Genomic DNA, 13,473 nt, shown 5'->3' on the forward strand with positions numbered 1-13,473 from the left:
GTTCAGCGCCCGGAGCCGTGCTCCACGAGGGCCTGGGTGACCGCGCGGACGCTGCGGGCGATGTGCTGCAACTGCATGACCTCGGCCGCGTACATCTTGATCGTGTGCTCGATGACCGACTCCGGCAGACCGAGCCGGGGCAGGTCGGCGCGGGCCGTCTGCAGCGCGGTGCGGGCCACCCGGACCTCGTTCTGCACCTGGATCTGCGCATGGCGGGCGAGCAGCACCGGGTGGCGCAGCAGCGCGGGGTAGCTCGCGTAGCGCGCGGGCACCAGTTCGCGCAGCCACTTGGCCGCCGAGCGCTCCCAGTCGTAGCTGCCGGGCGTCTTTACCTGGCACGGCCAGTCCGCGCTGATGCGAGTCGTCGTCGTGAGAGTCATGAGGATCGCTTCCGGGTGTGTGGCGTCGTTGCCAGTGGACCGACAGTCCGGAGCAGTATTTATATATGCCGACTTCTTTGCAAGGAGTATGAAAACATTCATTCCCCAAATGTTCGCGATGGTCCCCGGCTCTTTCCGTGGGAGGGGGGCTGCTCTCGGGCTCGGGCGGGGCTGCGGGGCGCCGGTCACTCGCGCAGGAAGAACTGGTGCTGCTCGGCGATGTTCTCGTACTCCTCCAGCCGGGCCTGGGTGCGCTCGGGACCCGCGTCGCTCATGGCCTGGAGCAGCGCCGCCGCCATCACGCCGGGGGCCGCGTAGGAGTCGAAGACCAGGCGGGAGCCGGTGCCGATGGCGAAGGTCGCGTCGGCCTCGTCGGCCATCGGACCCAGCGCCAGGTCGGTGATCAGCGCGACCTTGAGACCGGCGGCGCGCGCGACCCGTACGGCGGTCAGCGTCTCCTGCGCGTGCCGGGGCATCGAGAACGCCAGCACCCAGGTCCCGCCCGCCGCCCGGGACTGCAACAAGGCGTCGTAGGCGACGCTGCCGCCCCGGGTCACCAGCCGGACGTCCGGGTGGACCCGGCGGGCGGCGTAGGCGAAGTACTCGGCGAGCGAGGCGGAGATCCTGAGGCCCACGACGGTCAGCGGCGTCGACTGCGACAGCTTGCGGCCGACGTCGATGATCCGGTCCGGGTCGGTGAAGTCGCGCCGCAGGTTCTCCAGGTTCTCGATCTCGGCGTCGACCGCCGCCTGCAGCTCGTTGCTCCGGTTCACCTCGGCCGTCGCCGGACCGCCGGACAGCGCGCCCAGCGTGATCGACTGGAGCCGCTCGCGCAGCGCCGGATACCCGCTGAAGCCGACCGCCGCGGCGAACCGGGTCACCGAGGGCTGGCTGACCCCGACGCGCTCCGCGAGGTCGGTGATCGACAGGAACGCGGCCTCGTTGATGTGCTCGATCAAATACTGGGCGATGCGCCGTTGGCCGGGGGACAGATGGGGGCCGTCGAAGAGGGCCCGGAGCCGGGAGGTCGGGGACACCTCCGTCTCCGGACCGGTTCTGCCCGAGGTGATCGCGGACGCCTGTGCACGTGCCTGTTGCGGCGATGGCACCTGTGCGCCTCCTTTGTCTTCCACGAAACTCAACATAACTCAGGGCTTCCGGCGGGCCGGGCGGGCGAAGACGCCCGGCCCGTCCCGGTGTGCGCGGCTCATCGCCGGTACAGGGTGATCGAATGTCCGACCTCGTCGACCGCCCGGCTGGAGTGCAGAAGCAACGCCAGCCGGCCCTTCGCCTTGGCGGCGGCGGAGTCCGACACGGCCAGCACTCCGTGCACCTGGCGGGCGGGCACCCGGCGCGGGTCGGGGGCTTTGATGCCGTAGTAGGCGGGCACCCCGCCGCCCTTGTACACGAGCCACACCCGCTCGCCCCGGTAGCGGCTGTGCAGCCGGTGCGCCAGCCGCCCCAGGTCCTGGCCCCAGTCCACGTTGGAGTCGTGCAGCCGCAGATGCGTCTTGGCCGGCCCGCCGAACGCCTCGTTGGAGTACGGCAGGTAGTAGGGGAACGTCCGCAGCGAGCTGACGGCGACGAACGCCACCAGCACCGCCGCCGCCACCCGGGTCCACCGCGGGCGCACCGCCAGGACACAGCCGGCCGCCACGGCCAGGAACATCGGCAGGAACACGGCGTACCGGGTGCCCAGGTCCCGGGACCCGGTCATGGCCGAGGCCAGCAGCACGGCGGCCGGGACGAGCACGTACGGCGCGGCGGGCCGCAGCCGGCGCACCGCGAGCAGCGCGACCGCCCCGGCCGTCCACAGGGCGAGCATGCCCAGCGGCGTCTTCACGACCAGCGCGACCGGCAGGTAGTACCACCGCGAACCGGAGTACACATGCCCGAACAGGAACCCCTGCCACGTCTCGTTCTCCAGGCCGAACTGGATCCGCATGCCGTCCCGGTACGCCTCCGGGAAGGGCATCAGGCGGACGAGGAGCCCGCGCGCCCCGTGCACCACGGGCACATGGGTCGACCGGGGATCCCAGCGCAGCAGCGGATCGACCACCAGATAGCTGACCCAGACGGCGGCCACGGCGGCCACCGCCACAACTCCCGCCGCCGACAAGGCCTTTCGCAGGTCGCGGGGGCGGCGGGTCCACATCGCCAGCGCGGCCAGGGCCATCAGCACGGGGACCGCGGGCAGCATGCTCATCTTCGTGGCGAGGCCCGCGCCCAGCGCGACCCCCGCGAGCGGCAGGAACAGCCGCGGCCTGCCGAGGCGGGCCCGCCACAGCAGCCACACCGACGTCAGCAGGAAGCCCGCCGCCGGGACGTCCAGCGTCGCCAGCGAACCGTGCGCGACGACGTCGGGGGAGAAGGCGTACAGGGCGAGCGCCGTCAGCGCGGCGACCGGTCCGGCCAGGTCGCGGGCGAAGGCGAACACCACCAGGCCGAACAGCAGCGTCAGCGCGATCACCGGCAGCCGCGCCCACAGCATCAGCCGCCAGGGGTCGTTGCCCGACTCGTACAACAGGTGCCGGCCCGCCGTCTCCTGGGTGCCGGTGAACGAGGCGTCGACGTGCGGGTGGGCGAGGGCCACGCCGACGGCGACGACGAGCTTGCCGAGCGGCGGGTGCTCCGGGTTGTAGCGCACCCGGTGCTCGCGCAGGTAGTCGGCCGCCGTGGCGACGTACACCGGTTCGTCGATGGTCGGCGTCTGCCGCACCGCCGACGTGACCATCGCGACGGCCATCTGCGCGAGCAGCAGGACCACCAGGAGCGGCACCAGCCGTCGTCGTCGACGCGCCGACGGCGTGGGCCGGGCCGCCCCCGCGTCGGAGGCGGGCCCGGGCTCCAGGGTCGTGTGCAGTTCGCGCGCCATCATCCGCCCTGCGGTGACACCGGCCGTGCGGTGGCGGGAGCGATCCCAAGCAGCCTCATGGGGCTACTCTGCATCAGCTCCCGCCCCTTCGGGGGCTACCGCGTCAGGAGTCGTACCGACAGACCGTCCGCCGTGTACACGGGTACGGCCCGCAGGCGGTCGGAGTTCAGTTCGATCCGGTCGAACTGGCCGCGCAGCGCCGACGCGTCGATCACCGGGACGGTCGTCCCGGCGGCCGGCGGCTGCTCGGCGTCCAGCCGCAGCGACAGCACCGCGCCCTTCTCCAGCCGGACCCGCCCGGACACGGTGAGGACCGCGCCGTGGTGGCCGCGCAGCGTCAGGTCCAGCACCGCGCCGGACCCCTGGGCCCACCCGCCGCGCACCCGCACCGGCGCGTCCGCGCGCAGCGTGCCGCCGGTCAGCCGCACATCGCCCTGGCCCAGCGCGTTCGCGTGCCCGGCGACGAGCACGCCCGCCTCCAGCACGGTGCCGCCGTGGTAGCGGTTGTGCCCGGTCAGGGTCAGCGTGCCGGAGCCGCGCTTGGTCAGACCGCCGTCGCCCGCGATGTCGTTGCGCCAGGCGTCGGCCGCCTGGAAGCCGCCCTGGGCCGCGTCCAGGGTGACCGTGACGTCGGAGTCGAAGGAGCCGTAACCGTCCGCCGCCGCGAACAGGTTGAGTCGGCCCCACTGCTCGAAGCCGTCCAGCAGCACGTACCCGGAGGGCAGCGCGGTGGTGCGCAGCACCTCGCGGCGCTGGGCCGCCGTCAGGTACGGCTGCCGGGTCTCCAGCAGCACCTCGGCGCCCTTGGGCACGGTGAGGGGGTTCTCGCGGCCCTCCTGGTCGAGGATGTACGTCAGCTTCGGCTCGACGACGCGGGCGTTGGCCTCGCGGTCGGCGTACTTGTCGGAGGCGTCGGAGTGCGCGTGGGCGAACAGGGTGTCGGCGGTGGTGCCGGTCTGCCGGGTGAAGTAGGCCAGGGCCTGGGCGCGGGCGGCCGTCTTCAGCTCGGCGTTGGCCGGGTCGGCGAGGGTCGCGGCGGCGAGGGCGGTGGCCATGATCCGGCCGCCGAGCACGTCGACGGGGGAGTGCATGCCGGCCACGATCCGGGTGTGGCTGAGCTCCAGGGCGCGGGTCACCAGCTCCTGGAACCGCTCGGGCACCGCGTACGCGAGCGCGAGCGAGGCCAGGTGGAAGGCGTTGGTGTGGCCGCTGGGGAAGCCGCCGTCGTCGGCGGCGGAGGTGCCGCGCTGGCGCAGCAGTTGCGGGACGACGACCACCTTCGAGTCGTACACCGGGTAGCCGAACGCGTCGGTCTGCCCGGTCGGGACGACCTCGCTGTTCGCGTTCATGCGCCACGGCCGCGGGTACTGGAAGGCGGCCTTGGCCGGGTTGCCGGAGGCGAACGGGCCGCGCACGGTGTCGACGAGGGTGGCGACCTGGCCGAGGTCGGAGGTGTGCGAGCCGGCGCCGATCGCGGACCCGGCGGGCGCGTCGGCGGGCACGGCGTCGTTGATCGTGGTCGCGGGCGTGGTGTCGGGCGCGGCGGTGATCGACGTGACCGCCTTGGCGCCGGCCTTGTACAGGTCCGCCAGCGGACCGAGACCGGCGATCATCGCGTAGCTCTGGTGCTGGCGGTCGTGGACGAACGCCTCCCGGCCCTGCGCGTCCGTGCGGGAGCGGGTGACGTCGACGCAGTAGCGCACGTTGGCGCGCAGTATGTCGGGCCGCAGCGCGGTGCCGGTGTTCCACGCCGGGCCGGTCTTCCACACCTTCGCGAAGCCGCCGAGGACCCGCACCACGGCGTTGGTCTCGGGCGTGAGGTTCGCCGTGACGTTCGTCCGGTAGTCGTCGACGAACGCGAGCGCGCCGGCGGCGGCCTTCGCGTCGGCCGCGCCCAGCCAGGAGACCAGCGTCGGGGCGGCGACCAGGGCCGCCGAGCCACCGAAGGAGACCTTCAGGAAACGCCTTCTGTTCACGGCCGAGGGGGAGCGGAGCCCGGCGGATGACGGCATGGGTGATGCCTCTCTGGAGTTCTTCGGCCGTGCGGCCGGCGGGAAGAGGTGCGATCCACGCGGCCCGCGGGTCTGGTGACGACCGTGAGCCGGATGACGCTGATGACGCTGCTGAGCGAAGATCTACGGCCGTGCTGTGTCTCTTCTGCGATGGTGCGGCAACCGGAACATGTCATACGGGTGAACGTGCGCCCGGCACCGCCCGGAGCCGAACACGCCACCGCCACCACGCCCTTGACCAGCGGCCACGACGTCTTGCCCCTCACGCGCGCGTAAGCGTGAGAGGCAAGACGTCGTGCATGGATGACTCGGTGTACACGGCGGACTCGGTGGACTAGGGAAGCCCCGGGACGGGCCTCTGGTGAGGCACGGCAGGCGAGTACCGTGAAGTTCGTTAGGAAGTTAACTAACGAAGTACAGTGCGTCAAGAGTCATCGCGAACCCGACCATTCGGCGGGCCCGCGGCCCTGTACCCGTGTGGGGGAACCTGTGGAACTCGACGTGACTGCGGCCCCCCGCCTGACCGAGAGCGCGAACACCGTCTTCACCGTGCTGGCCCGGGCGGGCAGCGCGACCCGGCCGCAGCTCGCGAGCCTGGCGGGACTGTCCAAGCCGACGGTGTCCTCCGCCGTGGCGGAACTCGAGGCCGCCCGGCTCGCCGCGCACTCCGGCACCGCCTCCAGCGGCACCGGCCGCTCCGCCGCCGTCTACTGCCTCGGCCCGGCCGCCGGCGCCGTGCTCGCCGTCGACCTCGGCCCCGCCCTCACCCGGGTCCGCGGCTGCGCCCTGGACGGCGCCCTGCTCGCCGAGGCCACCGCCTCCCGCGCGGACGCCGCCGACGCCGTACGCGAGGCGCTCGCCGCGCTGCCCGCCGGGGTCCCGCTGCGCTCCATCGTCGTCGCCGTCGGCGACGTCACCGCGCGCGACCGGCGGGGCAGCGGGATGCGCCCGGCCACCGCCAAGGCGGGACCGGTCTTCGACGCCATGGCCGTCGCCCTGCCGCCGGGCGTCCCCGTCCACCTGGAGAACAACGTCAACTGCGCCGCGCTCGCCGAACTGCACGAGGGCGCGGCCCGGGGCCGCCACACCTTCGGCTACCTGCGCATCGGCGTCGGCATCGGCCTCGGCATCGTCGTCGGCGGGCAGGTGCTGCGCGGCTCGAACGGCGCGGCGGGCGAACTGGCCCGGCTGCCCTACCCCTGGGACGACGGCCGCGAGCCGCGCCAGGAAGCCCTGGAGGAGTACATCGGCGCCCGCTCCCTGCTGCGCCGGGCCTCCGCCGCCTGGCAGGCCGCGGACGGCCCCTGCCCCCGCACCACCGAACGCCTCTTCGCCCTCGCCGGCGAGGGCCTGGCCGCCGCCCGCGCCGCCGTCGGCCGGCACGCCGCGGACGTGGGCCGGCTCGCCGCCGCCGTCACCGCCGTACTGGACCCGGGCCTGATCGTGCTCGGCGGCAGCACCGGCGCGGATCCGCAGCTCCTGCCCGGGGTACGGGCCGAACTGGCCCGGCTGAGCTGGCCCACCGAGGTGGTCAGCAGCACCGTCGGGGATTACGGCACTGTTACGGGCGCCGCACGGCTCGCCGTCGCCAGGGGAGTCCAAACCGTGACCCAGACCGCGCGGGCTGAGCATTGACGGCTTCCGACTTGGTCTGCCAATGTCCGGACAAGCGCTTTCTAAGTCGGTCGGGACGCCGACTCGGGATGAGCGTCCCGCCCGTGCACGAAGATGTACGGCAGCCACGCGAGGGCGTGCTCGCACGGTGCCGGCCCGAAGGCCGGGGACCGCACCCGCAGGGACGACGCGGCCGGGAGGCCGTGCCCCCGGAAGGCGCACTTCCAAGCAGAATGCACCCGTGCCGCAGCGACCGGCCCGGAAATCCGTCACGCACCTCAGGGAGGACCCGGTGGGTCACCAGATCTCGCGCAGAACCCTCTTCCGCACCGCCGGCGGACTGGCCGCCGCCGGCGCGCTCGGCAGCGCGCTCAGCGCCTGCGCCGGCGGGACCGGCGCCGGCAGCACCAGCAGCAAGCTGACCATGACCTGGTGGGGCAGCGACGAGCGGCACGCGGCCTACAAGAAGGCGCTCGCCGCGTTCCAGAAGGCCAACCCGAAGATCGAGATCCAGGAGACCTACTCCGGGTACGACGGGTACTTCGACAAGTTCAACACCAACATCGCCGGCGGCAGCGCCCCCGACCTGCTCCAGATGGACCGCGCGCTGGTCGCCCAGTACGCCCGCAAGGGCGTCCTCACGCCGCTCGACTCCTACGTCGGCAAGTCCCTGGACCTCACCGGCTTCTCCAAGGAACTCCTCGCGGCCGGCACCGTCGACGGCAAGCTGTACGGCGTCCCGTCCGGCATCGGCATCAGCCAGCTCACCGCCAACCGCAGCGGTCTGGAGAAGCTGGGCCTGACCTTCCCCGACCGCGAGTGGACCTGGGCCGATCTGAAGAAGATCTCCGTCGACGTCTACAAGAAGAGCGGCGGCAAGATCCACGGCGTGGACGACGGCGGCGGCGGCACCCTGAACGCCTTCGAGATCTTCGCCCGCGAGCACGGCCAGGACCTGTTCAGCACGGACGGCAAGAAGCTCGGCTTCACCCCGGAGACCCTCCAGGCGTGGTGGGAGTACTGGGCCGAGATGCGCAAGCTCAACGCCGCCCCGGCGCCGGCGATCACCTCCGCCGCCCACAACGACCTCACCAAGAACGCCGTGGTCCTCGGCAAGGCCCTGTTCACCTTCGACTCCGGCGTCTACGGCGCGGGCGGTTCCATCACCGACGCCACCCTCGACTTCCTGCCCACCCCGCAGGGCGACTGGACCGGCGCGCGCGAGGGCAACTACGTCAACGGCGGTGTGCTGCTCAGCGCCACCAAGGCGAGCAAGCGGGTCGCGGACTCCGTGAAGGTCATGTCGTTCATCGCCCAGGACAAGACGGCGATCAAGGACATGATGCTCCAGCGCGGCATCCCGCCGACCGAGAAGGCCCGCTCCGTGATCGCCGGGGCGCTGGACGCCACGGACAAGCGGAACATGGACGTCGCCGACTACCTCTCCAAGCGGGTCACGAAGGCCACCACCGACCTGCCCGCCCCGGCGGCCCCGCCGCAGGGCGCCGACCAGATCTGGAACCTGCTGTTCCAGTCGAACCTCGCCATCGCCTTCGGCAAGAAGTCGCTCAAGGCGCAACTGACCGAGTTCTTCGACCAGGCGGCAGGGATCCTGAGCGCCTGAGGCGCGCCGCAGTACCGATACACCGGGAGAGGGTCAGGGAGATGAGTATGACCACCGCGAAGACCGACGAGGTCGCGACGGCGACGCCGGCCCCGGCGACCCCGTCCGACCAGCGGGAGCGCGACCGTATGCGGCGCCGGCTCGCCCGACGGCGGGGCGGCGGCTGGTGGCCGTACGTCTTCCTGGCCCCCTGGTTCGTCGGCCTGTTCGGCCTGACGATCTACCCGATGCTCGACTCGCTGTACCTGTCGTTCACCGACTTCGACCTGCTGACGCCCGCGCAGTGGGTCGGCGGCAAGAACTACGAGCGGATGTTCACCGACGACCCGGTCTTCTGGGACACGGTGCACGCCACCCTCGTGTACGTCGTCGTCTCCGTCCCGCTGAAGCTCGCCCTCGCGCTCGGCGTGGCGATGCTGCTCAACCGGGACCTGAAGGGCATCGGCCTCTACCGGGCCGCCTTCTACCTGCCCTCGCTGCTCGGCGGGGCGGTCGCCGTCGCCATCGTGTGGCGCCAGGTGTTCGGCGGCGACGGGCTGTTCAACGACTTCCTCGGCTGGTTCGGCATCAAGGGCCAGGACTGGATCTCCAGCCCCGACACCGCGATCTACACCCTGATCCTGCTGGCCGTCTGGCAGTTCGGCACCCCGATGGTCATCTTCCTCGCCGGCCTGAAGCAACTGCCCAGGGACGTGTACGAGGCCGCCGCGATCGACGGCGCAGGACCCGTCACCCGCTTCTTCAAGATCACCCTGCCGCTGCTGACGCCGATCGTCTTCTTCAACGTCGTGCTCCAGATCATCGACGCGTTCAAGACGTTCACCCCCGCCTTCGTCATCAGCAACGGCACCGGCGGACCGCTCAACTCGACGATGCTGTACTCCCTCTACCTGTACAAGAAGGGCTTCGCCGACCTCCAGATGGGCTACGCCTCGGCCCTTGCCTGGGTGCTGTTCCTGGTCATCGCGGGCTTCACGGCGGTCAACTTCATCGCCAGCCGTTACTGGGTCCACTACGACGACTGACGACCGACGTCCGACGAGCCACGACTGACGACTGACGCCCGACGTCCGAGCGAGGAGTCCTTCCCACCATGTCCGCCATCACCCCGAACGCGTCGCCGTTGCAGAAGCTCCGCTCGGCCACCGGCGCCCGCCGCATCTTCCTCCACACCCTGCTCATCGGCGTGGCGATCGTCATGCTCTACCCGCTGCTGTGGATGCTCAGCAGCTCGATCAAGCCCGACACGGAGATCTTCACCCACCCCGGGCTGATCCCGAACAAGCTCAACCCGCAGAACTACGCCGACGGCTGGAGCGGCTCCGGCAACTCCTTCTCGCTGTACATCACCAACTCGCTGATCGTCACGATCGGCGCGGTGATCGGCAACGTGATCTCCTGCTCGCTGGCCGCCTACGCCTTCGCGCGCTTCGAGTTCCGGGGCAAGAAGATCTGGTTCGGCCTGATGCTCGGCACGCTGATGCTGCCCACCCAGGCCGTCCTCATCCCGCAGTACACGATCTTCTACAACCTGACCTGGATCAACACCTATCTGCCGCTGATCGTGCCCAAGTTCCTCGCGGTGGACGCCTTCTTCATCTTCCTGATGGTCCAGTTCATCCGCTCCATCCCGCGCGAACTCGACCACGCGGCCATGATGGACGGCGCCAACCCCTGGCAGATCTACTGGAAGATCATCCTGCCGCTGATGAAGCCGGCCCTGGTCACCACCACCATCTTCACCTTCATCTGGACGTACGACGACTTCCTGCACCAGCTCGTCTACCTCCAGCAGAACGACAAGTTCACCGTCCCCCTCGGCCTGACCCTCTTCATGGACCAGACCAGCGGCTCGTCCTACGGCGCGATGTTCGCCATGTCGACACTCGCCCTCCTGCCGACGCTCATCTGCTTCCTCATCTTCCAGAAGAGGCTGGTCGAAGGCCTTGCGACCTCCGGCATGAAGGGCTGATCCCGGGTGCACCTCCTCCACCAGCGCGGCCCGCTGCACGACCTGCCCGACACCCCGCAGGCGTACGACGCCGTCCTCGCCGACGTCACCGAGCAGGCCCTGCGGCGGCTGACGCCGGACGGAAACCTCGAACACCCCGACTGCGTCGACGACATCGGCGACACCTCCCTCGGCATCACCTCCCTGCTGGCCCTGGCCTGGCAGCGCACCAAGGACCCGCGCCTGCCGGACGCGGTGCGCCGCAGCCTCGCCTTCCACCTGCGCGAGCGGGTCTACCGCGACGACAACCCCGGCTACCCCAACCTGCGCACACGCGGCTCGGGCCTGCCGTACGCCCGCTACACCCTGGCGCCCGGCGCGCACCCGATCGGCGACTGGCCGAGCACGGTGTGGGCGCTGCTCCAGGCGGTGAACGTGCTCGACGCGGCGGACGGTCTGGTCGACGACGGCCCGCGCGCCGAACTGCTGGCGGTGGCGCGCGGCTACTGGAGCTGGCTGACCGAGGCGACCTTCTTCAACCCGCAGGAGGCCGGCAACCAGGCGATCGGCTGCGTCGTGGGCGGCCTGATGCTCGCCCGGCACCTGCCCGCCGCCGACGGCGCACAGGTCCGCGCCCGCGCCCTCACGCTGTACGCCGACGAGATCCGCGCCCACCGGGTCCGCGACCGGGGCGCCCTGCTGCCCCCCGAGCACGGCGGCGCGTACGACAACAACTACGGCCCGATCTCCCTCTCCTTCCTCGCCCAGGCCCACCGGATCAGCGGCGAACCCGTCTTCGCCGAGGACGGCGACGCCCTCGCCCGCTATATCGACGCCCGCCTCACCGGCGGCGGCTTCGACAACGGCGGCCCCCGCTACAGCGAGCAGCACTCGGCCTTCGAGTCGGTCCTCGGCCTGCGCTACTTCGGCGCCCGCATCGGCTCCGACCTGGGCCGCTACCGGGGCGACAGCCGCTGGGCCCGGCACGCGGTGAAGGCCGACGGCGGCGTCGACGGGCACTTCGCGTGGATGCTCGTCTGGCAGACCCAGGACGCCACGCCCTGGCACCGCGAGCCGTCCCCGGCCGCCGCCCGCCACCAACTGCGGGCCGGCGGCGTGTCGGTGGCCTTCGACGACCGGATGACCCCGGCGGTGATCGAGGCGGCAGGCACCTACTACCTGCCCGCCGCCGTCCACCGCCAGCACGGCTTCGGCCCCGTCACCGACGGCTTCCTGCTGTGCCGCCCCATGGGCGAGGTCCGGGTGCGCGACGCCCGCGCCGACGGCCTGACCGCGAAGCTGGTCACCAAGCCGGTCGTCGGCCGCGACCACGTCCTGCGCCGCGTGCGCTCCCTGTACGTCACCGACGGCACCACCCTGTGGACCACCGTCGCCGTGGAACGCCTCCCCGGCACCCCGTACCTGCTCGCCGGCCTGCCGTACGCCGAGGACGACGGCGACCGGGTCCGGCGTACGGCGCACGCGGCCGTCTCCTCGGCGGGCCCCCTGCGCCTCACGCACCCGGCCGAAGAAGGCGCCGAGTACTTCGACGCCCGCGCCGAACTCACCCAGGAACAGGCCGCGTTCGCCCTCGCCGCCGACCCGCGCGGCTACGGCAACCCCGACGAGGGCTGGCGCCACCTGGTCGCCTCGACGGCTCTGGAGGCCGGGCCGCTCCCGGACGCCCCGGCCGACCTGCACGTGTTCGCGGTGCGCTACGGCACCGAGGAACCGCTCATTGTGTCGGTGCGGCGAGGCGAGGCGGGACTGACCGTGCGGACGGACGCGTTCACGGCCGTCCTCGGCGGCGAAGACGCCCATGGCGAACCGGAGTTGACGCTGCGCGCGGCAGACCGCTGACCGGTCACCCCGGGCGGATCACCAGATCCGCCCGGTCCCGCGTCGCCGCCACCAGGTCGGCGTTGCGCTGGTCGGTGCCCGACACCCAGGCCACCGCCGCCTCGTGGCCCTTGCCGAACTCCTCGTGCCGGGCGACCAGTCGGCGCACCCGCTCGGCCTCCGCCAGCTCGCAGAACCACACTTCGTCCAGCGCCGCCCGCACCCGCCGCCACGCACCCGTGCCCAGCAGCAGGTAGTTGCCCTCCGTCACGATCAGCCGGGCCGTCGACGGCACCGGCAGCGCACCGGCGAGCGGCTGCTCCAGAACCCGTTCGAAACCCGGCGCGTACACCACGCCGTCCCCGTCGCCGTCCCCGTCGCCCTCCTCGCGCAGCCGCCGCAGCAGCGCCGCGTACCCGGCCGCGTCGAACGTGTCGGGCGCGCCCTTGCGGCCACGGCGGCCGAGCCGCTCCAGTTCGGCGTCGGCGAGATGGAAACCGTCCATCGGGACGTGCGCGACCCAGGGCTCCCCGGCCCCGTTCAGCTCCCGCACCAGACGCTCGGCGAGCGTCGTCTTGCCCGCGCCGGGGCTGCCGGCGATACCGAGGAGCGCGCGCCGGCGGCCGTCCCCGGCGAGCAGGCGGGCCCGTTCCAGCAGGTCGTCGAAAGTGAGCACACAGACGAGTGTCGCAGTCTCCTGGAAGGAGACCCACAAGGAGAGGAGGACGCCCGTGTCCGACGACGAGACACAGATCCGCACCCTGATCACCCGCTGGGCCGACGCCGTCCACCGGGGCGACCTCGACACCGTCCTCGACCAACACGCGCCGGACCTGGTGATGTACGACGTGCCGGCGCCCCACGAGGGCATCCGGGGCCTGGCCGCCTACCGGGCGACCTGGCCGCCGTTCTTCGTCTGGCAGGCCCAGGGCGCCCGCTTCGACATCGACACCCTCGACGTCACCGCAGGTCACGACGTCGCCTACGCCCACGCCCTGCTGCGCTGCGGCACCCCCGAGGAACTCGCCGCCTGCCCCACCCTGCGGCTGCGGCTCACCTTCGGCCTGCGCAAGGAGCACGGCCGCTGGCTGATCGCCCACGAACACCACTCCTTCCCGCACGACTGAGTCCGGATTCGGTGTGCCCCGGGGCGGTGAGGAGGGGCATCCGGGGGAACC

General features: G+C 71.8%; 11 protein-coding genes. 6 read left to right on the plus strand and 5 right to left on the minus strand.

What is annotated here, in order from left to right:
• Positions 1-2: 2 nt before the first annotated feature.
• From BMZ82_RS02190 to BMZ82_RS02205, 4 genes are all read right to left on the minus strand, one after another.
• Positions 3-380: a hypothetical protein gene (locus BMZ82_RS02190; RefSeq protein WP_093770965.1), complete on the minus strand. Its 378-nt coding sequence runs from the start codon at positions 378-380 to the stop codon at positions 3-5.
• A 185-nt stretch (positions 381-565) separates the two neighbouring features.
• Positions 566-1,489 (minus strand): MurR/RpiR family transcriptional regulator, encoded by a 924-nt coding sequence (locus BMZ82_RS02195; RefSeq protein WP_177244339.1) that lies wholly within the window; start codon positions 1,487-1,489, stop codon positions 566-568.
• 98 nt (positions 1,490-1,587) lie between these two features.
• On the minus strand, positions 1,588-3,258 hold the full coding sequence (locus BMZ82_RS02200) for a phospholipid carrier-dependent glycosyltransferase (RefSeq protein WP_093770967.1): 1,671 nt from the start codon (positions 3,256-3,258) through the stop codon (positions 1,588-1,590).
• A 92-nt stretch (positions 3,259-3,350) separates the two neighbouring features.
• Entirely contained in the window at positions 3,351-5,267 is a 1,917-nt protein-coding gene (locus BMZ82_RS02205; protein ID WP_093770969.1) for a phosphatase PAP2 family protein, read from the minus strand.
• 501 nt (positions 5,268-5,768) lie between these two features.
• On the opposite strand from BMZ82_RS02205, the gene BMZ82_RS02210 reads away from it, so the two are divergent.
• From BMZ82_RS02210 to BMZ82_RS02230, 5 genes are all read left to right on the plus strand, one after another.
• Positions 5,769-6,902, plus strand: coding sequence for an ROK family protein (locus BMZ82_RS02210; protein WP_256251711.1), 1,134 nt, complete (start codon positions 5,769-5,771; stop codon positions 6,900-6,902).
• A gap of 271 nt (positions 6,903-7,173) precedes the next feature.
• Positions 7,174-8,505, plus strand: a complete 1,332-nt coding sequence (locus tag BMZ82_RS02215) for an ABC transporter substrate-binding protein (protein ID WP_093770973.1) — start codon at positions 7,174-7,176, stop codon at positions 8,503-8,505.
• A gap of 47 nt (positions 8,506-8,552) precedes the next feature.
• A complete protein-coding gene (locus BMZ82_RS02220) occupies positions 8,553-9,530 on the plus strand; it encodes a carbohydrate ABC transporter permease (RefSeq protein ID WP_093770975.1) in 978 nt (325 codons plus the stop codon).
• 68 nt (positions 9,531-9,598) lie between these two features.
• Complete coding sequence (locus BMZ82_RS02225) at positions 9,599-10,477, plus strand: carbohydrate ABC transporter permease (RefSeq protein WP_093770977.1); 879 nt, start codon at positions 9,599-9,601, stop codon at positions 10,475-10,477.
• Positions 10,478-10,483: 6 nt separating this feature from the next.
• Complete coding sequence (locus BMZ82_RS02230) at positions 10,484-12,316, plus strand: hypothetical protein (protein ID WP_093770979.1); 1,833 nt, start codon at positions 10,484-10,486, stop codon at positions 12,314-12,316.
• Between the two features lie 4 nt (positions 12,317-12,320).
• Here BMZ82_RS02230 and BMZ82_RS02235 read toward each other — a convergent pair whose 3' ends face one another.
• Positions 12,321-12,971, minus strand: coding sequence for a nucleoside/nucleotide kinase family protein (locus tag BMZ82_RS02235; protein WP_093770981.1), 651 nt, complete (start codon positions 12,969-12,971; stop codon positions 12,321-12,323).
• A 55-nt stretch (positions 12,972-13,026) separates the two neighbouring features.
• Between BMZ82_RS02235 and BMZ82_RS02240 the strand changes: the two genes are divergently transcribed.
• Positions 13,027-13,422 carry a YybH family protein gene (locus tag BMZ82_RS02240; protein WP_093770983.1) on the plus strand — a complete coding sequence of 132 codons (396 nt, stop codon included), beginning with the start codon at positions 13,027-13,029 and terminating at the stop codon, positions 13,420-13,422.
• The last annotated feature ends 51 nt before the right edge of the window (positions 13,423-13,473 follow it).

Source organism: Streptomyces sp. yr375 (assembly GCF_900110755.1).
Lineage (GTDB): Bacteria > Actinomycetota > Actinomycetes > Streptomycetales > Streptomycetaceae > Streptomyces.

What these genes read in the sequence shown, in the direction of transcription:
- BMZ82_RS02190 (WP_093770965.1), bottom strand. Translation starts at nt 380, where the DNA reads ATGACTCTCACGACGACGACTCGCATCAGCGCGGACTGGCCGTGCCAG.
- BMZ82_RS02200 (WP_093770967.1), bottom strand. Translation starts at nt 3,258, where the DNA reads ATGATGGCGCGCGAACTGCACACGACCCTGGAGCCCGGGCCCGCCTCC.
- BMZ82_RS02205 (WP_093770969.1), bottom strand. Translation starts at nt 5,267, where the DNA reads ATGCCGTCATCCGCCGGGCTCCGCTCCCCCTCGGCCGTGAACAGAAGG.
- BMZ82_RS02220 (WP_093770975.1), top strand. Translation starts at nt 8,553, where the DNA reads ATGACCACCGCGAAGACCGACGAGGTCGCGACGGCGACGCCGGCCCCG.
- BMZ82_RS02225 (WP_093770977.1), top strand. Translation starts at nt 9,599, where the DNA reads ATGTCCGCCATCACCCCGAACGCGTCGCCGTTGCAGAAGCTCCGCTCG.